This window comes from Streptomyces sp. NPDC050508, assembly GCF_040655155.1.
In the GTDB taxonomy this organism is placed as follows: Bacteria; Actinomycetota; Actinomycetes; order Streptomycetales; family Streptomycetaceae; genus Streptomyces.
Genome location: NZ_JBFAJJ010000017.1, coordinates 38,957 through 58,749, shown reverse-complemented (window position 1 = coordinate 58,749; position 19,793 = coordinate 38,957). Strand labels below are relative to the sequence as shown.

At 70.0% G+C, this 19,793-nt stretch carries 20 protein-coding genes; 8 read left to right on the top strand and 12 right to left on the bottom strand.

The genetic code is table 11. From position 1 onward, the window contains the following. Positions 1 to 4: 4 nt before the first annotated feature. From AB0I69_RS37450 to AB0I69_RS37430, 5 genes are all read right to left on the bottom strand, one after another. Positions 5 to 979, bottom strand: coding sequence for a hypothetical protein (locus AB0I69_RS37450; RefSeq protein ID WP_363100211.1), 975 nt, complete (start codon positions 977 to 979; stop codon positions 5 to 7). Continuing rightward, positions 979 to 1,707 carry a cytochrome b N-terminal domain-containing protein gene (locus tag AB0I69_RS37445; protein ID WP_363100210.1) on the bottom strand — a complete coding sequence of 243 codons (729 nt, stop codon included), beginning with the start codon at positions 1,705 to 1,707 and terminating at the stop codon, positions 979 to 981. Before AB0I69_RS37445 ends, AB0I69_RS37450 begins: the two co-directional genes overlap by 1 nt. Beyond that, positions 1,704 to 1,892 carry a hypothetical protein gene (locus AB0I69_RS37440; protein ID WP_363100209.1) on the bottom strand — a complete coding sequence of 63 codons (189 nt, stop codon included), beginning with the start codon at positions 1,890 to 1,892 and terminating at the stop codon, positions 1,704 to 1,706. Before AB0I69_RS37440 ends, AB0I69_RS37445 begins: the two co-directional genes overlap by 4 nt. A gap of 655 nt (positions 1,893 to 2,547) precedes the next feature. Then, on the bottom strand, positions 2,548 to 3,255 hold the full coding sequence (gene msrA, locus AB0I69_RS37435) for a peptide-methionine (S)-S-oxide reductase MsrA (protein WP_363100208.1): 708 nt from the start codon (positions 3,253 to 3,255) through the stop codon (positions 2,548 to 2,550). Positions 3,256 to 3,328: 73 nt separating this feature from the next. Beyond that, positions 3,329 to 4,447 (bottom strand): hypothetical protein, encoded by a 1,119-nt coding sequence (locus AB0I69_RS37430; protein WP_363100207.1) that lies wholly within the window; start codon positions 4,445 to 4,447, stop codon positions 3,329 to 3,331. A gap of 140 nt (positions 4,448 to 4,587) precedes the next feature. On the opposite strand from AB0I69_RS37430, the gene AB0I69_RS37425 reads away from it, so the two are divergent. Continuing rightward, positions 4,588 to 5,742: a cystathionine gamma-synthase gene (locus AB0I69_RS37425; RefSeq protein ID WP_363100206.1), complete on the top strand. Its 1,155-nt coding sequence runs from the start codon at positions 4,588 to 4,590 to the stop codon at positions 5,740 to 5,742. Positions 5,743 to 5,938: 196 nt separating this feature from the next. Here the strand turns inward: AB0I69_RS37425 and AB0I69_RS37420 are convergent, their stop codons facing one another. The 3 genes from AB0I69_RS37420 to AB0I69_RS37410 all read right to left on the bottom strand — a co-directional run bounded on the left by AB0I69_RS37420 (position 5,939) and on the right by AB0I69_RS37410 (position 7,326). After that, positions 5,939 to 6,187, bottom strand: coding sequence for a hypothetical protein (locus AB0I69_RS37420; protein ID WP_363100205.1), 249 nt, complete (start codon positions 6,185 to 6,187; stop codon positions 5,939 to 5,941). Positions 6,188 to 6,212: 25 nt separating this feature from the next. Then, complete coding sequence (locus tag AB0I69_RS37415; RefSeq protein WP_363100351.1) at positions 6,213 to 6,716, bottom strand: sigma factor-like helix-turn-helix DNA-binding protein; 504 nt, start codon at positions 6,714 to 6,716, stop codon at positions 6,213 to 6,215. A gap of 112 nt (positions 6,717 to 6,828) precedes the next feature. Beyond that, the gene (locus AB0I69_RS37410) at positions 6,829 to 7,326 is read right to left on the bottom strand and encodes a MarR family transcriptional regulator (RefSeq protein ID WP_363100350.1); all 498 of its coding nucleotides are present in this window, start codon (positions 7,324 to 7,326) and stop codon (positions 6,829 to 6,831) included. Between the two features lie 163 nt (positions 7,327 to 7,489). Here AB0I69_RS37410 and ilvA point away from each other — a divergent pair, with 163 nt between their 5' ends. The 3 genes from ilvA (at position 7,490) to AB0I69_RS37395 (ending at position 10,761) form a co-directional block, all read left to right on the top strand. After that, positions 7,490 to 8,719 (top strand): threonine ammonia-lyase, encoded by a 1,230-nt coding sequence (ilvA, locus tag AB0I69_RS37405; protein ID WP_363100204.1) that lies wholly within the window; start codon positions 7,490 to 7,492, stop codon positions 8,717 to 8,719. Between the two features lie 171 nt (positions 8,720 to 8,890). Beyond that, a complete protein-coding gene (locus tag AB0I69_RS37400) occupies positions 8,891 to 9,907 on the top strand; it encodes an ATP-binding cassette domain-containing protein (RefSeq protein WP_363100203.1) in 1,017 nt (338 codons plus the stop codon). Further along, positions 9,904 to 10,761 (top strand): ABC transporter permease, encoded by an 858-nt coding sequence (locus AB0I69_RS37395; RefSeq protein WP_363100202.1) that lies wholly within the window; start codon positions 9,904 to 9,906, stop codon positions 10,759 to 10,761. The genes AB0I69_RS37400 and AB0I69_RS37395 overlap by 4 nt, the downstream gene beginning before the upstream one ends. A gap of 108 nt (positions 10,762 to 10,869) precedes the next feature. Here the strand turns inward: AB0I69_RS37395 and greA are convergent, their stop codons facing one another. Beyond that, positions 10,870 to 11,370, bottom strand: a complete 501-nt coding sequence (greA, locus tag AB0I69_RS37390) for a transcription elongation factor GreA (RefSeq protein WP_363100201.1) — start codon at positions 11,368 to 11,370, stop codon at positions 10,870 to 10,872. Between the two features lie 168 nt (positions 11,371 to 11,538). After that, positions 11,539 to 11,937 carry a DUF4307 domain-containing protein gene (locus tag AB0I69_RS37385; RefSeq protein ID WP_363100200.1) on the bottom strand — a complete coding sequence of 133 codons (399 nt, stop codon included), beginning with the start codon at positions 11,935 to 11,937 and terminating at the stop codon, positions 11,539 to 11,541. A 203-nt stretch (positions 11,938 to 12,140) separates the two neighbouring features. Here AB0I69_RS37385 and mca point away from each other — a divergent pair, with 203 nt between their 5' ends. Both mca and AB0I69_RS37375 read left to right on the top strand, forming a co-directional pair. Further along, on the top strand, positions 12,141 to 13,004 hold the full coding sequence (mca, locus tag AB0I69_RS37380; RefSeq protein ID WP_363100349.1) for a mycothiol conjugate amidase Mca: 864 nt from the start codon (positions 12,141 to 12,143) through the stop codon (positions 13,002 to 13,004). Beyond that, positions 12,997 to 13,242: a hypothetical protein gene (locus AB0I69_RS37375; RefSeq protein ID WP_363100199.1), complete on the top strand. Its 246-nt coding sequence runs from the start codon at positions 12,997 to 12,999 to the stop codon at positions 13,240 to 13,242. Before mca ends, AB0I69_RS37375 begins: the two co-directional genes overlap by 8 nt. A gap of 71 nt (positions 13,243 to 13,313) precedes the next feature. Here AB0I69_RS37375 and AB0I69_RS37370 read toward each other — a convergent pair whose 3' ends face one another. Together AB0I69_RS37370 and AB0I69_RS37365 are read right to left on the bottom strand one after the other, a co-directional pair. Next, positions 13,314 to 16,517: a tetratricopeptide repeat protein gene (locus AB0I69_RS37370; protein WP_363100198.1), complete on the bottom strand. Its 3,204-nt coding sequence runs from the start codon at positions 16,515 to 16,517 to the stop codon at positions 13,314 to 13,316. A gap of 173 nt (positions 16,518 to 16,690) precedes the next feature. Continuing rightward, positions 16,691 to 17,065: a hypothetical protein gene (locus AB0I69_RS37365; protein ID WP_363100197.1), complete on the bottom strand. Its 375-nt coding sequence runs from the start codon at positions 17,063 to 17,065 to the stop codon at positions 16,691 to 16,693. Positions 17,066 to 17,158: 93 nt separating this feature from the next. Between AB0I69_RS37365 and AB0I69_RS37360 the strand changes: the two genes are divergently transcribed. Continuing rightward, the gene (locus tag AB0I69_RS37360; protein ID WP_363100196.1) at positions 17,159 to 17,785 is read left to right on the top strand and encodes a helix-turn-helix domain-containing protein; all 627 of its coding nucleotides are present in this window, start codon (positions 17,159 to 17,161) and stop codon (positions 17,783 to 17,785) included. After that, a complete protein-coding gene (locus AB0I69_RS37355; RefSeq protein ID WP_363100195.1) occupies positions 17,766 to 19,793 on the top strand; it encodes a thioredoxin domain-containing protein in 2,028 nt (675 codons plus the stop codon). The genes AB0I69_RS37360 and AB0I69_RS37355 overlap by 20 nt, the downstream gene beginning before the upstream one ends.

Here is a 19,793-nt window from a genome sequence, read left to right as displayed (position 1 = left end):
TGCTTCAGCCCCCTGACTGCCGGGCCCGTACCGCAGCCTCCTGTTCACGGTAGTAAGAGCGCCAGATCAACCGGTGTACACGCGTCCAGCGCGGGACGGACCGCACGCCGGGAATGAAGGGGACCAGCACCAGGCCCAGGCTCAGCAGAGCCATCAGGCCCCAGACCAGGGCGTCGGCGTTGCCGGACGACTTGAAGGGGTCGATCTGGTACCAGAACGTGTAGAGCCACAGCCACGCCTGGCCGGGGTAGCTTCCGGTCTCGTTCATCATTCCCCACTGGTCGCCGCCCAGGTGCTGGGCTCGGGCCAGGGACTCCAGGTAGGAGCCGTCGGAGAGGAACAGCAGGGGGCGGGTGTAGTCCGTCTGGTAGAACGTGCCCTCGGCCTGCAGTTGCCCGTCCAGGGCACCGGACCTGGCCAGGCCCAGAAGGCGCGTCGTGAGGACGGGGACCGGACCGTAGTCGCCGCCCGCGACCTTGGCGGGGTCGCCGCCGGGCGCTTTGGCCAGGGCGTCGGAGTAGGCCTTGGTCCACGACTGCTGCCGGGAGGCCGGAGCTGCGGACCAGGTGGCGAGACCCGCGCGGACGCCGGGCGACTCGGGGGCCTTGGTCAGCGGGCGGAGCACGAAGTCGTTGGCGGTGTCGATCGGGATGCGGACCCCGGCGGCGCTCTGCAGCCCGAGCGGGCCGAGCTTCTGTGCCGCGTCGGACGTGTGGTTGTACGGCGGTCCGTACTCGGCCGTTCCGCTGGTGCCACCGAGTTCGGTCACCGCGGTCGCCGTGAAGTCCGCGCCGTCCGCACGCGACCAGGAGGCCAGTGTCACCGGCTTGTCGTCCGGCGAGGAGAAGAGAGCGGCCAGACCGGCGGTCAGGAGCGCGACCACCACCAAGGCGATCGTGAACTCCTTGACGAGGTCGTACGGCCTGGTGGGGAAGTCGGCCGGGTCCGGCACCGCGGACGGCTCTGGGCGTCGGCTCATCACAACACTTCCCCCGGTGCGGGCGTAGGGGCGGACGGGGGCGCGGCCGGGGCCGTGGCCGTGGCGCTGTCCGCGGGATCGGTCGCCCCGATGGGCGGCACGATTCCGCGCCGCCGGACCAGCAGGATGTGCCAGACCGTCAACACACCGAGGACGAACGGGAGCAGCACGATGTGCCACATCAGCATCTGCCCGAAGTCCAGCACGTTGAAGAACGCGCCGATACCGACCGAGTTGAGCCCGTCTTTGGCCTGCCCGGCGATCCACTGCGAGTCGAAGTTCTGCTGGACGAGGTAGCCGGTGAAGGCGGTGCCGATCGAGGCGAAGAAGCACACCGCGCCGGTGACCCAGGTCAGGGCCCGCCGGCCGCGCCAGGCGGCCATGAAGAACTTGCCCCACAGATGGATGACCATGAAGAACATGAACAGCTCGACGCTCCACAGGTGGAGGCCGTTCACGTACTTCCCGGTCCCCGAGACATGCCACCACGCGGGCCCCTCCAGCGCGAGTACCCCGCCGGTGACGAGCACCACGATCAGCGAGGCCACGGTGAGTACGCCGAAGACGTAGATCCATGACGCCATGTAGGCCGGCTGGGTGTCCGGGAGCAGTTTGTCCGGGGGCAGGGCCGCAACCGCCCGTCGCCGCACCGCTCCGGTCCAGCCGACCGAGGCGGACTCGTTCCTCTGCGGTGTGTCGGCCGCACTGGGCTCACCCCGGTCGCTCATTTGCGGCCTCCGGGAAAGGGCAGCAGCAAGGCGGCGACGAAGACAACCACCATCACACCGATGACCACGAGGTTCGAGACGGACAACTGGATCACGCCCCAGTGCACGTAGTGCCCGGGCCCGTTCAGATCGACGGGCGCGGAGAGCCCACGGTTGTCCGACAGCAGGAGTCCTGTGATTGTCATGCTCTGTCTCCCCATCCCGCTCTGCGTTGCCATGACAGGCGAAGCGCTTCGTGGAGCTCTGGGCATCCTGGTCGGCCCGGACCATGGGCTGAACGACCCGACGGGAACAAGCTTCAGTGCGGGCGTTCCGTGGACTTTCGCCACACCCCGGGAATCTCCGGCCATGAAGGTGCCGAATTGCGGCCACCGACGTGGAGTTCGGCGGGATCCGCCATGCTTCGACCAGGTACGGGTGGCTGAGACGGCGTTTGTTCCCCGCGACGGTGCTCAACAGTTCGTCGGCCCAGCCCTACCAGCGGCTTCCTTCGCTTCTGATGATCAACTGAGATGAGCTGTGGGCGACGAGCGGGTTACTCGTCCGTCGCTTCTTGTGCCGGAGTGACGCCCGTCGAGCGGGACGTCCCCCAGTTCGTCTCGAACGGATGCCCCAGCTTGAACCCGTCCCACCCAACCCGCAATACTCCGTCGGATTCTTGTCGTGGTGCTGCTCATGCGGGCCCGCGTCGCGACACATCACATGTGCCGCCAGGTGCGCCGCGGGCGGACGATGACCTCGCGAAAGGTGCGGTGGGTGGGATTCCGGCCGGAGTGCGACGGCGCCGGCCCTCCGGATCGGCGAGGTCCGACCGGCCTGGCCGGACTCAGGCCGGTACGGCTACGCCCCCTGCGCCGGAGCGACACCCGTCGGGCAGGACGCCCCCCAGTTCGTCCCGAACGGGTCACTCAGCTTGACCCCCGTCCCGCCGATCCCGCAGTAGCCCGCCGGATTCTTGTCGAGGTACTGCTGGTGGTACGCCTCGGCCGGGTAGAACACCCGGCCCTCCGCCGGGAGTATCTCCGTGCTGATCGTGCCGAAGCGCGAGCCCGTGAGGACCTGCTGGTAGGCCACCCGGGAGGCCTCCGCCGCGGCTGCCTGGCCGGGGGTGTGGGGGTAGATCGCCGAGCGGTACTGCGTGCCCACGTCGTTGCCCTGGCGGAAGCCCTGGGTCGGGTTGTGGGACTCCCAGAACGTCTTCAGCAGCCTCTCGTACGAGATCAGCTTCGGGTCGTAGACCACCCGGACCGCCTCGGTGTGGCCGGTCAGGCCCGAGCAGACCTCCTCGTACGTGGGGTTCTCCGTGTAGCCGCCCTGGTAACCGACCAGCGTCGTCCACACGCCCACCGGGAGCTGCCAGAACCTGCGCTCCGCACCCCAGAAGCAGCCCATTCCGAAATCGGCGATCTCCAGGTGCTCGGGGTACGGGCCGAGGAGTGGGGTGCCGAGGACGGTGTGGCGATCGGGGACCGTGAACACCGGCGTCGGCCGGCCCTGCAACGCCTGTTCGGGGGTGGGCAGTTGGGGCGTACGACTGTGCAGGAACATACGATCTCCAATCGGGCCTCAACGAGGGTCCGCACCCGCTGAACGGGCGAGCCCCTCCGAGAATTCCGCCCGATCAGTGCGGCAGGCTCGCCGGACTCCCACCGTTCGCCTCGTACCCCGCCACCGCCAGCGCCCGGTAGACCGCGAACTCCGCCGCCGGGTCGGGGGACAGGGTCCAGGGCAGGGCTCCGACGTGGCCGTCGATGTGTATGAGCTGGTTCATCGCCTCGGACCAGCGCTCCGCGCGCACCAGGAAGAAGACCAGCAGATGGCGGACGTGCGCCAGCATCGGGTCGTCGGGGCGGGCCGCGTGGACGGCGAAGAGCGCGCCGTGGATCGCCTTCTCCACGACCTCGCTCTGGTAGAAGCTGCTGACGAGGTTCACCTCGGGGATGTGCTCGAACACCGCGAAGAGCGGCATCGCGGCCAGGAGGGAGCCCTGGGGGGCACGGGCTGCGGCCGCCTCCGCGAACGAGTTCGCCAGCGCGCGCGAGCCGTGCCACTTCTCGCACCAGTAGTGCAGGGCCGCCAGATGCGCCCCCATGTGGGCCGGTGCGCGGTCCAGGATCTTCAGCCACAGCTGCTCGAACTCCGGCTGCGGATACGCCAGTCCGCGGGCCACCGACAGCTCGATGATGTACGGGACCGGGTCACCGGGGGAGAGGAGAGCCGCCTGTCCGCAGGCGTCCCGCGCCTCCTCCATGATGATCCGGAACTCGTCCGTCCCCCGCGTCGACGTACGCCATGCCTGCTGCACCAGGAACTCCGCGTGTACGGCCGCGCCGCCCGCGTCCTTCGGGTGCTCGGCCCGCCACACCCGCAGCCACTGCCCGCCCGGCGTCTCGCTGACCCCGCCGGGCCGCTGCTGCAGCTCCAGCGACGCGGCGCCCGCGAAGGCCTGCACGCGCTGCCAGCGCAGCTCGCCCGCGATCTCGGTGCCGGCCAGCAGCTGCATCGCCGCGCGGTAGTCCTGGGTGCGCTGCACCAGGTCGAGGACGTCCAGCAGGTCCTGGTCGGGGCCGGGCATGCGGATGTCCAGCTCCTCCTCGCGCACGAAGCCGTAGGTCGCCGGGTCCGCGGCGTCCGGGTGGCCCGGCGAGACCTGCTCGATCATCCCGCGCCTGCGCCGCAGGAACGGGATCAGCACGAAGCCCATCATGACCAGCGCCATCAGGACCCAGAGAATCTCCATGCCTCAAGCGAACCAGACGGGTCCGACAATTGGCGAACCCGGTCCACCGTCCTGTGGAAAACCTCCGCCGCCCCGCCCCGCGGCCCTGTGGAAAACCTCCGGATCGTCGTCCACCCCGCAGGCGCACTACGCTCGGCCCCATGAGCGACAGGCACATCAGTCAGCACTTCGAGACCCTCGCGATCCATGCGGGCAACACCGCCGATCCCCTCACCGGCGCGGTGGTCCCGCCGATCTACCAGGTCTCGACCTACAAGCAGGACGGCGTCGGCGGCCTGCGCGGCGGCTACGAGTACAGCCGTAGCGCCAACCCCACCAGGACCGCCCTGGAAGAGAACCTCGCCGCCCTGGAGGGCGGCCGCCGCGGCCTCGCGTTCGCGTCCGGACTGGCGGCCGAGGACTGCCTGTTGCGTACGCTGCTCAGCCCCGGCGACCACGTCGTCATCCCGAACGACGCGTACGGCGGCACGTTCCGCCTGTTCGCGAAGGTCGTCTCCCGGTGGGGCGTCGAGTGGTCGGTCGCCGACACCAGCGACCCGGCGTCGGTACGGGCGGCCATCACCCCGAAGACCAAGGTCGTCTGGGTGGAGACCCCGTCCAACCCGCTGCTCGGCATCACCGACATCGCGGTCGTCGCGCAGATCGCCCGGGACGCGGGCGCGAAGCTCGTCGTGGACAACACCTTCGCGACGCCCTACCTCCAGCAGCCGCTGGCCCTCGGCGCGGACGTCGTCGTGCACTCCCTGACCAAGTACATGGGCGGCCACTCGGACGTCGTCGGCGGTGCGCTGATCGCGGCCGACGAGACGCTCGGCGAGGAACTGGCGTACCACCAGAACGCGATGGGCGCGGTCGCCGGGCCCTTCGACTCCTGGCTGGTGCTGCGCGGCGCCAAGACGCTGTCGGTGCGCATGGACCGGCACAGCGAGAACGCCACCAAGGTCGCCGACATGCTCACCCGGCACGCACGCGTGACGCGCGTTCTCTACCCGGGCCTCCCGGAGCACCCCGGTCACGAGGTCGCCGCCAAGCAGATGCGGGCCTTCGGCGGCATGATCTCCTTCCAGGTCGAGGGCGGCGAGGAAGCGGCCGTCGAGGTCTGCAACCGCGCCAAGGTGTTCACGCTCGGCGAGTCCCTGGGCGGTGTCGAGTCGCTGATCGAGCACCCGGGGCGCATGACACACGCCTCGGTCGCCGGCTCGGCCCTGGAGGTACCCGGCGACCTCGTACGCCTCTCCGTGGGCATCGAGAACGTGCAGGACCTCCTGGAGGACCTGCAGCAGGCCCTGGGCTAGGTCGTGTCCGCAAGGTCCCGTCGTCCGCCCGAAGGGCGGGCCCCGCGGCGTCCGGTGCGTGCTCTCGGCGTGCCGGGCGGAAGCCCTCGTACTGGACGTACTTGGGCTTTCGCCCGGTGCGGCGAGAGTGCGTGCCGGGCGTCGCGGGGCAGGCGGGACTTTGCGGACACGGCCTAGGACCTGTCGGCCGCAGGTCTCACCAACCCGTCAGCGGTGGAGTCGTCTCCGACGGCGGCTCCACCCAGGGATGGGCCATCAACGCCCACACGGTGAACGCCACGACCCCCACCCACAGCAGCAGCCACATCAGCCGCCGGGCGGCCCTCCTGCGACGCAGCATGCGGCCGCCGCGGCGCACGATCTCCCCGTACAGCTCCGGCGGCACCTGCGGCGGAGTCCGCTCCATGATCCGCCGTACGGCCGCCTCCCGCTCGGGCCTGTTCACGCGCGCGTACCTCCACTCGGCGGCCTCATGACGGCACCACCTTGGCTCCCGCCACCTTCGGTGCCGGACCCCGCGACGGATGCAGCAGTGTCGCCGTCGCCCGGTCGCAGATCGTCCGCACCCGTTCCACGGGCAGCCCGAGCAGTGCTGCGGCCTGCTCCTCGGCGACCCCCTCGTACAACCTGAGGACGACGATCAGCCGCTCCTGGGGCGCGAGGGCGCCCAGTGCGCTGCCGGGGTGGGGGCGCCCCCGGCCCAGACCGCCGTACTGGTGCCAGGCCCCGCGGGCGAAACGGGTGGCCAGGTACTGGCGGGCACGGTCGTACGGATCCTCACCGCGCAGCCGGTCCCAGCACGCGTACGTGTGCGCCAGGGACAGCGTCAGCAGGCGCTGCGCGCGCGGGTTGTCGTCCGGGGCCTCCGCGGTGAGCAGCGTGGCGGCATGCAGCAGCCGCCCGGCCGCGCCCGCGACGAACGCCTCGAACTCCCGGGCCCGGCGGGCGCCTTGGGACACCTGCCGTTCGCGCACCATGCCTCCCCCCTGAAGGACCCGGTTTCATATGAGGCCAGGGCCGTCGTGAGGTCAAGGGTTCGGAACCAAGGGGCGGGAGTCGGGCACCACGCGCGTGTGCCCGTGCCCGTCAGGAAGCCGACGGCGTCTCGGTGCCCGGCACCGCCATCCGGGCGGAGAGAGCGGTGTTGAAGCGCGTGAGGAGCGTGCAGAACGCCTCGCGCTCCTCAGGCGCCCAGTCGTGTGTCAACTCGTCCATCAACTGACGCCTGGACGAACGGACTTCTTCCAGTCGCGACTGCCCGCGCGGGGACAGCTGCAGCACCACCGCGCGGCCGTCCTCGGGGTGCGAAGTGCGCTTCACGAGCCCGGTGTCGACGAGCGGGGCCACCTGCCGGGTGACCGTCGAGGAGTCGATGCCCATGCTCGCGGCGAGCGCCTTGACGCCCATCGGGCCTTCCTTGTCGAGGCGGTTGAGCAGCAGATACGCGGCGCGGTCCATGGAGTTGCGCACCTGGCCGACTCCGCCGAGCCGGGTCTGTTCGGCACGGCGGGCGAACACCGCCACCTCGTGCTGCAGCGTGTCGAGGAGACCGGGTTCAGCGACGGTCGTCATGTCCATCGACATTTCAGGTGTTGTGGGCATGGCCGGAGGCTCGCTTCATGAAGGGGGTGCTGGGTTGGGGGACAGGGTACGCGGATGGAAGGCGGCCCGTACCGGCGCTGCGCAAACCAGTCTCGGAGCTTGGTCACAGCCGAGACAGGCGCCTGTGAACTGCGATGCTTGAGTCATGAGCTACAGCACGGCTGACTCCTTGCGACCCGTCACCCTCGACGATGTGCGCGGCGCCCAGAAGATGCTCACGGGCGTGGCGCGGGTGACCGCGATGGAGGGCAGCAGGCACCTCACCCAGCTCGTCGGCTCGCCGGTGCACTTCAAGTGCGAGAACCTCCAGCGGACCGGCTCGTTCAAACTGCGCGGCGCCTACGTCCGTATCGCCGGACTGCTGCCCGAGGAGCGCGCCGCCGGTGTCGTGGCCGCGAGCGCCGGCAACCACGCCCAGGGCGTCGCCCTCGCCTCCGCACTTCTCGGCGTGCGCTCCACGGTGTTCATGCCCCAGGGCGCCCCCCTGCCGAAGATCAGTGCCACCAAGGAGTACGGCGCCGAGGTACGCCTGCACGGCCAGGTGGTCGACGAGACCCTGGCCGCCGCGCAGGAGTACGCCCATGAGACGGGCGCGGTGTTCATCCACCCCTTCGACCACCCCGACATCATCGCGGGCCAGGGCACGGTCGGCCTGGAGATCCTGGACCAGTGCCCCGAGGTGCGCACGATCGTCGTCGGCATCGGCGGCGGAGGACTCGCCGCCGGTGTCGCGGTCGCCGTGAAGGCACTTCGGCCCGACGTACGGATCGTGGGCGTGCAGGCGGCGGGCGCCGCCGCCTTTCCGCTCTCACTGGCGGCCGGGCACCCGGTGTCGATCCGGAATCCGGCGACGATGGCCGACGGCATCAAGGTCGGCAGGCCCGGTGACGTCCCGTTCGGGATCGTCGCCGATCTCGTGGACGAGGTCCGCACGGTCACCGAGGACGAGCTGTCCACCGCGCTGCTGCTGTGCCTGGAGCGGGCCAAACTGGTCGTCGAGCCGGCCGGTGCCAGCCCGGTCGCGGCCCTGCTGAGCGATCCGCGCAGCTTCGAGGGACCGGTCGTCGCCCTGCTGTCCGGCGGGAACGTCGACCCGCTGCTGCTCCAGCGCATCCTGCGCCACGGCATGTCCGCGCAGGGCCGCTACCTGGCCGTGACGCTGCGGCTGACGGACCGGCCGGGTGCCCTCGCGACGCTTCTCGGGGTGTTGTCAGTGGTCGACGCTAACGTCCTCGATGTGAGCCACGTCAGGACCGACCCACGGCTCGGGCTCACCGAGGTGGAGGTCGAGCTGCACCTGGAGACGAAGGGTCCGGTGCACTGCGCCGAGGTCGGCCACGCCCTGCGCGACGCGGGGTACACGGTCATCGACTGAGGTCAGGGCCCGTCGCCCACTCGTCCCGTCACCTGTCCTGTCACTCGTTCGAGAAAATCCGTTGAGAGACGCGATACATCGCGTTATGGTGTGTCTCGTGCTGCTCATTCTGCGCGAAAAACGGCACAAACCTAGGCTTTCCGAAGAATCCCCGACGACGTGGAGACTGATATGCCAGGCGCCATCTATGCCGAAGGCCTGGTGAAAACCTTCGGCGATGTGAAAGCTCTGGACGGCGTCGACCTCGATGTCCCGCAGGGCACCGTGCTGGGCCTGCTCGGGCCCAACGGCGCGGGCAAGACGACCGCCGTCCGCTGTCTGACCACCCTGCTGCGCCCCGACAGCGGCAAGCTGCTCGTCGCCGGCCTCGACGTGCTCAAGCAGCCCAACGAGGTGCGACGCTCCATCGGCCTCTCCGGCCAGTTCGCCGCGGTCGACGAATACCTGACCGGCAGGGAGAACCTGCAGATGGTCGGCCAGCTCTACCAGATGAAGGCCAAGGACGCGAAGGCCCGGGCCGAGCAGCTGCTCGACCAGTTCAACCTCGCGGACGCCGCCGACCGTACGGCCAAGACCTACTCGGGCGGCATGCGCCGCCGGCTCGACCTGGCGGCGGCGCTCGTCGTCTCCCCGCCCGTCATGTTCATGGACGAGCCGACCACCGGCCTCGACCCGCGCAACCGCCAGATGCTGTGGGAGGTCATCAAACAGCTCGTCTCCGGCGGCACGACGCTGCTGCTGACCACCCAGTATCTGGAGGAGGCCGACCATCTCGCGCACGACATCGCGGTGGTCGACCACGGCCGCGTCATCGCCCGCGGCACCTCCGACCAACTCAAGGCCCGCACCGGCGGCGAGCGCGTCGAGGTCGTCGTGCACGAGCGCGACCACATCGCGATCGCCTCCGAGATCCTTCTCGGCTTCGGCAAGGGCGACACCACCGTCGAGGAGCACACCCGCAAGCTCACCGTGCCCGTCACCGGCGGCGCGAAGCTCCTCGCCGAGGTGATCCGCGAGCTCGACTCCCGCGGCATCGAGATAGACGACATCGGCCTGCGCCGCCCCACCCTCGACGACGTGTTCCTCTCCCTGACGGGCCACCTGGCGGAGGAGAAGGCCGAGGAGAACGGCACGGAAGCGAACCAGAACCCCAAGGACCGCAAGCACAAGAAGGAGGCCGCGAAGTGAGTGCCGTTACCGATGCGTCGCCGATCGCGGCGCCGAGCAGCGCGCTGGGCCAGTCCGTGCACGACTCGCTGGTCGTCGCCCGCCGGAACTTGATTCGCATGTCGCGGATTCCCGAAATGGTGATCTTCGGACTCATTCAACCCATCATGTTCGTGGTGCTGTTCACCTACGTCTTCGGCGGGTCCATGCAGATCGGCGGTAGCACCAGCGCCACCGACTACAAGAACTTCCTGATGGCGGGCATCTTCGCGCAGACCGTCACGTTCGCCACCGCCAGCTCCGGCGCGGGCATCGCCGACGACATGCACAAGGGGCTCATCGACCGGTTCCGCTCGCTGCCCATGGCGCGCGGCGCGGTGCTGACCGGGCGGACGCTCGCCGACCTCGTGCAGACCGCGCTCACGCTGCTGGTCCTCGCGATAGTCGCCCTGCTGGTCGGCTGGCGGGTCGGGTCGGACGGGGGCACGAATGCCGGCAAGGTCCTCGGCGCCTTCGGCCTGCTGCTTCTGCTCGGGTACGCGTTCACCTGGATCGGCGCCCTGATCGGCCTCACCGTCAGGACGCCCGAGGCGGCCACCTCCGGCGGACTGATCTGGCTGTTCCCGGTGACCTTCATCTCGAACGCGTTCGTGGACACCAGCCACATGACCCCGTGGCTGCGCCACATCGCCGAGTGGAACCCCTTCAGCGCCACCGTGCAGGCCTGCCGGGTGCTCTTCGCCAACCCGGGACAGTCGCCCTCGGACGCCTGGCCCATGGTGCACCCGGTGTGGGCCTCACTGATCTACTCGCTGCTGATCATCCTCATATTCCGGACGCTGGCGGTACGGAAGTACCGCTCGGCGACGGCCTGAGGGGCACGCGCAGGGCGCCGACCCGAGCAGGACCCATGACGAAACCCCCGGCGCCGTAAGGCCGCCGGGGGCTCGTCAAAGGCGAAGGACCAGGACCGGTCCCGCGGGTCAGCCGTTGTACGGCTCGGCCTTGAGGATCGTCACCGAGGCCTTCTTGCCGTTGGGCAGCTCGTACTGCGCTTCCTCGCCGACCTTGTGGCCGAGCACGCCGGAGCCCAGCGGGGACTGCGGCGAGTAGGTCTCGATATCGGCGCTCGCGTACTCGCGCGAGGCGAGCAGGAAGGTCGTCGTGTCGCTCTCGTCGCCGTCGAAGGCGATCGTCACGACCATGCCGGGCGCGACCGCACCGTCCGTCGACGCCGGAGCCTCGCCGACCTTGGCCTTCTCCAGAAGCTGGGTCAGCTGGCGGATGCGGAGCTCCTGCTTGCCCTGCTCCTCCTTGGCCGCGTGGTACCCGCCGTTCTCGCGCAGGTCGCCCTCCTCGCGAGCGGCCGCGATCTTCACGGTGATCTCGGCGCGCGCGGGACCAGACAGGTACTCCAGCTCGTCCTTGAGCTTGGTGTACGCCTCCTGCGTGAGCCAGGTGACGTCTTCGCTGGTCTGGGTCACAGGTGCTCCTCGTAGGTACTGGGAATACAAAGCATCGCCCTACCCAGAAGAATGTTCCTTCATGGAAGGGCGAAACCACGAGCCTAACAATTCAACGGCGTCAGGGGGAGGACATAAGCCGTCAGAAATACGTCAACGCAGGTCAACGCCTACGTAACGAGGGTGACGTCAGTCGGAGTGACAGCCCAGCAACTCGGCCGTGGTGCCCCTGGCCGTGGTGCGCAGGGTGACGACCTTGTCGATGCGGGTCGCGGAGCCGTCGAAGTGGAAGTCGGCGCGGCCCACCTCGGACTGGTCGGCGGCCTGGGAGCGCAGGGTGCAGTAGCCGCTGGTCCCGGAGTCCTTGTGGACCTCCAGATGCACCTTGACCTCGTTGCCCGAGGCCTGGAAGGTGATCACCTCGGCGCTGATCTTCGCCTCGACGACATAGTGGTAGGCGAAGTACCCGACCAGGACGAGCAGGCCCGCCGCGAGGACGGCGCCGGCGACCTTGAGCTTGTGGTCGGCACGCTCGTCCGACGAGCGGCCGTAGCGGCCCTCGGGCAGTCGCGTACTCGCCGTACTCATGATCGTCCTCCCGGGCCAGGGGCTCCCGAAACAGGGCCCCGGAATTATTCGCCCCCCGATTCGGTCACTATAGAAGCCTCCCACCCGCCACCCGACCGCCACCCCTCAACGACGTCCCTCCGGGACGGCACCTGTTGAATTGCACCCGTTCATGCGGGCGCCGACTTACGAGGATTTGAGTCTTGACTGACCAGCTGCGACTGATGGCCGTCCACGCGCACCCCGACGACGAGTCGAGCAAGGGCGCGGCCACCATGGCGAAGTACGTGTCCGAGGGGGTGGACGTGCTGGTCGTGACCTGCACGGGCGGGGAGCGCGGCTCCATCCTCAACCCGAAGCTCCAGGGCGACAAGTACATCGAGGAGCACATCCACGAGGTACGCAAGAAGGAGATGGACGAGGCCCGCGAGATCCTCGGCATCAAGCAGGAGTGGCTCGGCTTCGTCGACTCGGGCCTGCCCGAGGGCGACCCGCTGCCGCCGCTGCCCGACGGCTGCTTCGCGCTGGAGGACGTCGACAAGGCGGCCGGCGAACTGGTGAAGCAGATCCGCGCCTTCCGCCCGCAGGTGATCACCACCTACGACGAGAACGGCGGTTACCCGCACCCCGACCACATCATGACCCACAAGATCTCGATGGTGGCGTTCGAGGGCGCGGCGGACACCGAGAAGTACCCGGAGGGGGAGTACGGCCCGGCGTACCAGCCGCGGAAGCTGTACTACAACCAGGGCTTCAACCGGCAGCGCACCGAGGCACTGCACAAGGCGCTGCTGGACCGGGGCCTGGAGTCCCCGTACGGGGACTGGCTCAAGCGCTGGGACGAGTCCGGGACGATGCGTGAGCGCACGCTCACCACGCACATTCCGTGCGCCGAGTTCTTCGAGATCCGCGACAAGGCACTGATCGCGCACGCCACGCAGATCGACCCCGACGGCGGCTGGTTCCGGGTCCCGATGGACATCCAGAAGGAGGTCTGGCCGACCGAGGAGTACGAGCTCGCGAAGTCCCTCGTCGATACCTCCCTCCCCGAGGACGACCTCTTTGCGGGCATCCGCGACAATGCCTGACATGAGCTCAAGCGCAGCCCTGGCAATGACGCACCTGGTCCCCCTCGCCGAGGTCGACGAGAACAAGGTCACCCCCGGCGTCCTCGGTTTCATCGTGTTCGCGGTGATGGCCCTGGCCGTATGGGGACTGATGAAGTCCATGAGCAAGCAGATGAACAAGGTCGACTTCAAGGAGGCCCCGGACCCGAAGGAAGGGTCCGAGGCCGTCCCGGCCGAACCCAAGGCCAAGCAGGGCTGAGACGGCCGACCCGGCGGGCTGCGCGAGCGGTGCCCGGGGGACGCGTCCCGCGAGCGCCGCTCGGGGCCGCGTCAGGCGGTGCTCGGCACCGCCACCCCCATCACCTCCCGCGCGTGCCGGCTCGGCACCATGCCCAGCCGCCACGCCTGCCAGCCCGCCTCCAGGTTCACCCCCCGCTCCAGCAGCAGCTGGTACGCCTCCACGTAGTCGTCGAGTTTCTCGTCGCGGGACGGGTGGCCGGTGCGGGAGAGCTGGGCCAGTTCCTCCTGGGCGACCGCCGTGCCGACCTCGACCCCGCCGGGGGCTGCGTACGGCAGGAGCGTGGAGCGCAGGAAGTGGGCCCAGTCCTCGCCGCGGCGGTCGCCGTACGAGGTGAACAGGGTCACCGCCTCGTCGCACAGCGTCAGCGCCTGTTGCGTACGGGCGTTGCCCGCGTCGACGACGGCGAGCTCCAGGCAGGTCCACGCCTCGCCGTGGGCGACGCCGATGCGCTGGAAGTCGGCGCGGGCGTCGACCAGGAGCTGGCGCGCGAAGCCCGAGTTGCGCAGGGAGCCCGTCTGGGCCGCGCGCTGGTCGCGGGTCACGCGCGCCGAGTGGTGCCGGGCGCAGGCCAGGCCGTAGACGTCCCGTATGCGGGAGAACATCGTCCGTGAGCGTTCGAGTTCCCTGACCGCCAGGTCCAGGTTGCCCGTCTCCTCCAGGGCCTGGCCCAGGTAGTAGGCCGTCCAGGCCTCGCCGCGCGCGTCCTCGTTGTCGCGGTGCCGGGCGGCTGCCTGGCGCAGGCCGTCCACCGCCGGGGACGGGTCGCCGGCGATCAGCCGGGCCCGGGCCAGCTGGGTCAGCGCCCAGGCCTCGCCGCGGGCGTCGCGGGTACGGCCGTAGAGGCCGAGGGCCGTGGTCAGTTCGGATTCCGCGCGCGGTATGTCGCCCATGCGCAGGCCGAGTTGGCCGAGCTGGAAGTGGGCCCACGCCTCGCCGTGCATCGACTCGCCCGCGCGGTGCAGGACCAGGGATTCGGAGAGCAGCCGCATCGCCTCGGGGAGTCGGCCGCGGTCGCGCTCGACCGCCGCCAGCGCGTGCATCGTCCAGGCGCGGTCCGTGGCCAGTTGCGGGGCGGCCTGGAGGTCCAGTGCCTCGCGGAGTCTCGTCGCCGCCTCGGTCAGGTTGCCCTGGTGGTGGAGGGTGATGCCGAGCGAGCACAGGGCGCGTGCGGCGCCCGCGTCGTGGTGGGCCTCCATGTAGAGGTCGACGACGGAGGTGAGGGTGGTGCGCGCCTTGTCGAGTTCGCCGAGCTGCCGGGCCGCGATACCCGTACGCCACTGCACCGAGCGCAACAGCAGCCCCTGGTCGACGGCCTGCGCCAACTCGCTGATCTCGCCCAGGCGGTAGAGGTCGCCGCGCAACAGGCAGTAGTCGCACAGCGCGCCCAGCAGATTCAGTACGGCACCCTGGTCGACGCCCTCCGCGTGCCGCAGCGTCGAGGTGATGAAGCTCGACTCGTCGTCCAGCCAGCGCAGCGCCTCGTCGAGCGAGGTGAAGCCGTGCGGGCCGAACCGGTCCGAGCGCGTCGACATGTTGCCGTCGACCAACCGCAGTACGGAGTCCGCCAGTTCGGCGTAGTTCACGATCAGCCGCTCCTGCGCGGCCGTACGCTCCGAGGGTTCCTCCTCGTCGAGGAGGCGGGCCTGGGCGAAGGCGCGGACCAGGTCGTGCAGGCGGTAGCGGGTGCCGCGGACGTGGTCGATGAGGCCCGCCCGGGACAGGGCCTGCAGCTGACGGGTCGCCTCCGTCTCGTCCGTGGCCAGCAGCGAAGCCGCCGCTGCCGCGCCCAGCGACGCCCGGCCCGCCAGTGCCAGCCGGCGCAGCAGCCTGCGGGCCTGGTCCGACTGGTCGGTGTAGCGCATCCACAGCGCCCGCTCGACCGGCTCCACCGGGCCGTACGCGCCCAGGTCCGTGGCCAGACGGCGCGGTGAGCGCGGGCCGAGGGACGAACCGGCGATCCGCAGCGCCAACGGCAACCCGCCGCACAACTGCCTGATCCGGTCGGCGGATTCGGCGTCGTAGGGACCCGAGCTGTCCTGCGCCGCCGCGCCCAGCAGTTCCTCCGCGCCCGCCGCGTCCAGCGACTCCACCGGCAACTGGTGTACCCAGGCGGCCAGTTCGGCGGGCAGGTCGAGAGGCTTGCGGGCGGTGACCACGACCAGGCTGTCCGAGCGCTCGGGCACCAGCGTGGCCACCTGCGCGACATCGGAGGCGTCGTCCAGGACGATCGTCACCGGGAGTCCCGTCAGGTGCTGGTGGTACAACTCGCCCAGCCGCTTGACCTGTTGGTCGGGGGAGGAGCGCTCGCGGAACAGCAGTTGTTCGCGGGGTGCGCCGAGCCGGTTCAGCAGGTGCAGCAGGGCGTCGCGGGTGGGCAGCGGGGTCTCTCCCGGGCTGTCGCCGCGCAGGTCCACCACACAGGCCCCGCGGAACTGGTCCCGCAGATCCTGCGCGGCACGGACCGCGAGAGTGGTGCGCCCCGAGCCGGGCGCGCCGTGCAGGACGACCACCGTCGGCCGGGTCTCCGTGCTCGCACGGCCCGCCTGCACCAGCTGCCGGATCCGGGCCAGCTCCGCCCGACGACCGGCGAACGAGCCGACCGGCTCCGGGAGTTGACCGAAAGACTGCTCCAGCACACTCCGTCTGCGGGCCGCCGCGCTCTTGTCCGTGCCGCGCAACTGCGGCCCCGGCTTCTTCGTCGGACCGGTGGAGGCGGCGAGCACCCGCTGCTGGTCCAGGAACGGGCGGATGCCCCGCACCTCCAGCGCCGTCAGCCACTGCAACCGCAACTGCTCCGGGCCACCGGGCTGGCTCGCGGCACCGGCGCGATGATGCGCGGCGGGCAGGTGGGAGGCGGTCACCTTCACCACCGTCGCCGCCGCACCCACGACGCCGACCGTGACACCGGCGCCGAACGCCGTGCCTGTTCCGGTGCCGAGGGCCAGGTCGGCCACCACCGCCGCGACCGCGGCAACGGCCGCCACCAGCAAGGGAGTTCCGCCGCCCTCCTTCGCATAGCGCTGCCCGAAGGTGAGCTGTCCGGCCGCCGCCTCGTCGAGAGCCCCCGTATAGGCCCCGTACTCCTCCGCCGCCGTCTCCGCCATGGCGTCCAGCGCGGCCCGGGACCGCGTCAGCAGCACCTGCCCGTCGGTACGCCCGCCGGAGCGCCGCACCTCCTCCTCCACGGCCCGAGCCAACAGCCGCTCGGCATCGGTCCGATGGCTGTCCCGCATCCACGTCCCCCTTCGGCGGCAACTCCTCTGTCTACGAGTGTCCTTCGGGGGAGGCGTGAGCGCGAGAGGGCGACGATCACTACGTGGCTGGGGTTCCACCCCTTGAGGATCACGACGTGGCAGGGGCCCCACCCCCTCAAGTGACAGAGGGCCCCACCCCCACCTCCACCACCTCAACGCACCCCCACACGCCCCTTCGACAACGCCACCACCCCGCAGGCGCACGCCAACGCAGCCTCTCCCACCGCGCAGGCCAACGCCTGGACGAAGTCGCCGCCCGCTTGCGCCGTCGTTATGTCGAACCAGGCGTCGAGTATCGCCACGGCCGCTGTCGCCGATGCCGTGAGCCGTGCTCGGGGGTCACTTCGCAGGCCCAGCAGGGCGGTTGTGGCGCAGCCGAGCGCCATCAGGACGTCGAGGCCGATCCAGGCCAGCGACCAGTTCCGCACCTCTGTGCTGGTGGGGAGGGTCAGGGCCAGCACCACCATCCACGGCACCAGCAGCAGGGCTGCCGAGCCGAGCAGGATCAGGGTCCATTTCCTTCGCATGCCTCCACCGTAGGACCGCAGAGGAAATTCTGCAAATAAAATTCTGCAGAACTTATTCGGCAAAGAGCCTCGGCGGCCGCTACCGTTGGTCCCATGCCTGGTCCCACGCCCGAATCGGAGCCGACGGGCTCGGAGCTGACGCACTCCGAGCTGACGAGCCTCGAACGCACAGCCCTCTACAAGTCCCTCGGCAACCCCCTGCGCCGCCGGATCCTCGACTACCTCGGCAAGCACACCGAGGCCAACTCGACAGTGCTGGCCAGGGAACTCGGCGAGAGTTCCGGCACGACCAGCTATCACCTGCGCAAACTCGCCGAGCAGCGGCTCATTGAGGAGATCCCGGAGAAGTCGGGCGGGCGCGAGCGCTGGTGGCGGGCGCTGCCCTTCAGTCACACCGCACCGGACCCGGCGACGATGGCCCCGGACGAGTACGCGGCGGCCGAGCGGCTGGCTCTGCTGAAGATCGACGTGGACACCACACTCTTCCGCCGCGCCCACGAGGAGTACCGGGGACCGGACGGCTGGGCCCAAGTGCAGCGCGCCGGCACCTGGATGACCAAGGACGACCTCCACGCCTTCGTGCGGGAGTATCAGGAACTGCTCGACCGTCACGGCCGCACCCGTGAGGACGCCCCCGACGGGGCGCGCCACATGAGCCTGCGCTTCTACGCGGCGCCGGAGCCCGTGGGAGAGTGGACCGGTGAACCGACTGGCCCATGAGACGTCTCCGTATCTGCTTCAGCACGCCGACAACCCCGTCGACTGGTGGCCCTGGTCGACCGAGGCCTTCGACGAGGCCCGTAAGTCGAACAGACCCGTCCTGTTGAGCGTCGGGTATGCGAGCTGCCACTGGTGCCATGTCATGGCTCACGAGTCCTTCGAGGACCGGGCGACCGCCGACTATCTGAACGAACACTTCGTCAGCATCAAGGTCGACCGCGAAGAACGCCCCGACGTCGACGCCGTCTACATGGAGGCCGTGCAGGCGGCCACCGGTCAGGGCGGCTGGCCCATGACGGTGTTCCTCACCCCGGACGCCGAACCCTTCTACTTCGGCACCTACTTCCCGCCGGAGCCCCGCCACGGCATGCCCTCCTTCCCGCAGGTCCTCGAAGGGGTGCGCAGCGCCTGGACCGACCGGCGGGACGAGGTCGCCGAGGTCGCGGGGAACATCGTGCGGGACCTCTCCCAGCGGGAGATCGACTACGGCGGCACCGAGGCGCCCGGCAAGGAGGAGCTGGCCCAGGCGCTCCTCGGGCTCACGCGTGAGTACGACCCGCAGCGCGGCGGATTCGGCGGCGCGCCCAAGTTCCCGCCGTCCATGGCGATCGAGTTCCTGCTGCGCCACCACGCCCGCACCGGCTCCGAGGGTGCCCTGGAGATGGCTCAGGACACCTGTGAGCGGATGGCGCGCGGCGGTATCTACGACCAGCTCGCGGGCGGTTTCGCACGCTACTCGGTCGACCGCGAGTGGGTCGTCCCGCACTTCGAGAAGATGCTGTACGACAACGCCCTGCTGTGTCGTGTGTACGCGCACCTGTGGCGCAGTACCGGCTCCGAGCTGGCCCGGCGCGTCGCCGTCGAGACCGCCGACTTCATGGTGCGTGAACTCCGCACGAACGAGGGCGGGTTCGCCTCCGCCCTCGACGCGGACAGCGACGACGGGACCGGCCGGCACGTCGAGGGCGCCTACTACGTCTGGACGCCCGAGCAGCTCACCGAGGTCCTCGGCGAGGAGGATGCCGCACTCGCCGCCCACCACTTCGGCGTGACCGATGAGGGCACCTTCGAGGAAGGGCAGTCCGTCCTCCAACTCCCGCAGAGCGAAGGTGTTTTCGACGCCGAGAAGATCGAGTCGGTCAAGAGCCGTCTCCTCGCCGCCCGTTCGCAGCGCGCCGCCCCCGGCCGTGACGACAAGGTGGTCGCCGCCTGGAACGGCCTCGCCATCGCCGCGCTCGCCGAGACCGGCGCCTACTTCGACCGCCCCGACCTGGTCGAGGCCGCCGTCTCCGCCGCCGATCTCCTCGTACGGCTGCATCTGGACCAGCACGCCAAGCTGGCCCGCACCAGCAAGGACGGCCAAGTCGGGGCGAACGCCGGGGTGTTGGAGGACTACGCCGATGTGGCGGAGGGCTTCCTGGCGCTGGCCTCCGTCACGGGGGAGGGGGTCTGGCTGGAGTTCGCCGGGTTCCTGCTCGACCACGTCCTCGCCGGGTTCGTCGACGAGTCGGGGGCCCTCTACGACACCGCCGCCGACGCCGAGCAGCTGATCCGCAGGCCGCAGGACCCGACCGACAACGCCACCCCGTCCGGGTGGACCGCTGCCGCGGGTGCGTTGTTGAGCTATGCCGCTCAGACCGGCGCCGAACCCCATCGCACCGCCGCCGAGCGGGCGTTGGGGGTCGTGAAGGCGCTCGGGCCGCGCGTTCCGCGGTTCATCGGGTGGGGGCTGGCCGTCGCCGAGGCGTATCTGGACGGACCGCGTGAGGTCGCCGTCGTAGGGCCCTCGCTCGGTGACGAAGGTGCAAAAGCCTTGCACCGTACGGCACTTCTGGGGACCGCGCCCGGTGCGGTGGTCGCCTTCGGGGTAGCGGGGAGTGACGAACTCCCGTTGCTCGCCGACCGGCCGTTGGTCGATGGCGGACCGGCGGCGTATGTCTGCCGTAACTTCACCTGTGACGCGCCGACGACCGACCCGGAGCGGCTGCGCACCGCGTTGAGCAGGTGA